This is a genomic window from Streptomyces sp. NPDC042364, from assembly GCF_056437585.1.
This window is the reverse complement of sequence record NZ_JBWKAJ010000057.1, coordinates 1-1,345: the sequence shown is the minus strand read 5'-3', so window position 1 is coordinate 1,345 and position 1,345 is coordinate 1. Positions and strand designations below refer to the sequence as shown.

Sequence of the window (1,345 nt, the reverse complement as noted above, 5' to 3'; positions counted from 1 at the left end):
AGCGGGGGTCGTCGATGGTGAGGCAGGTCAGCTTGCGCCGGACGTTCTCCTTGCGGCGCTCCAGTGCGGCCTTGCCGATGAAGTCGCCCTTGTCGAGCTTGACGGCGAAGCCGACACCGGCCTCGTAGGGGTCGTGTTCGTAGGTCATGTCGGTGCCGAAGGAGCGGTAGCCCTTCTCCAGGCGCAGGCTGTTGAAGGCCCCGCGGCCGGCGATGACGCCACCGAGCGGCCGGGCCGCCGCCCACAGCGTGTCCCACAGCTTCTGGCCCTGGTCGGCGGTGGTGTACAGCTCCCAGCCGAGTTCACCGACATACGACAGACGCATCGCGGTCACGGGCACCGACCCGATGTAGGCGCGCTGGGCGCGGAAGTACTTAAGGCCCTCGCCCGAGAAATCGGCGTCCGTCAACGGCTGGAGGACCTTGCGGGCCAGCGGCCCCCACAGGCCGATACAACAGGTACCGGGAGTGATGTCACGGACCTGGACCGTGCCGTCCGCGGGAAGATGCCGGCCGAACCAGTCCAGGTCGAGGTTGCCGTTGGCACCGATCTGGAACAGATCACGCCCCAGACGGGCCACCGTGATGTCACTGCGGATACCGCCGTCATGGCCGAGCAGCAGCGTATACGTCACCGAACCGACCGACTTGGCGACCTTGCCGGTGCACAGCCGCTCCAGGAAGCCGGCCGCACCGGGCCCGCTCACCTCCAGACGCTTCAGGGCCGTCATGTCATACATCGCGACGGTCTCCCGGGTGACCTGCGCCTCCGCGCCCACGATCGGCGACCAGAACCGCGCGGCCCAGTCGTTCGGGGTGGGGATGGAACGGCCCTCGACCAGGGACGCGTTCGCCTCATACCACTGCGGGCGCTCCCAGCCGTTCGCCTCCAGGAAGAACGCACCGTGCTCCTCCTGCCGGGCATGGAAAGGGCTGATGCGGATCGGCCGCGGCTCCCCGGAAGGCTGCAAGGGGTGCAGGATGTCGTAGACCTCGACGAAGTTCCGGCAGTCCCGGGCCAGCACGTACTCCGGGGACAGCTGGTGCGGCTCGAACCGGTTGACGTCGCACTCGTGCAGGTCGAACGACGAACAGGAGCCGTCCACCAGCCACTCGGCCATGGCCCGCCCCACACCCGCCGAATGCGTGACCCACACCGCCTCCGCGACCCAGAAGCCCTTGACGTCCGGGGACTGCCCGAGCAGCGGGAAGTTGTCGGTGGTGAAGGAGAACAGACCGTTGACGCCCTCCTCGACCTTCGCCTCCCTCGTCACCGGGAGCAGCGACTGGGTCTCGGTCCAGGCGTCGGCGAAGTCCTCCTCGGTGAACTTCAGGACCGACGGCAT

At 68.0% G+C, this 1,345-nt stretch carries 1 pseudogene; it reads right to left on the bottom strand.

Annotation, left to right across the window (positions count from 1 at the left end):
• Window positions 1-1,345, bottom strand: a pseudogene (locus AC067N_RS38870) (sarcosine dehydrogenase); the annotation flags it as partial.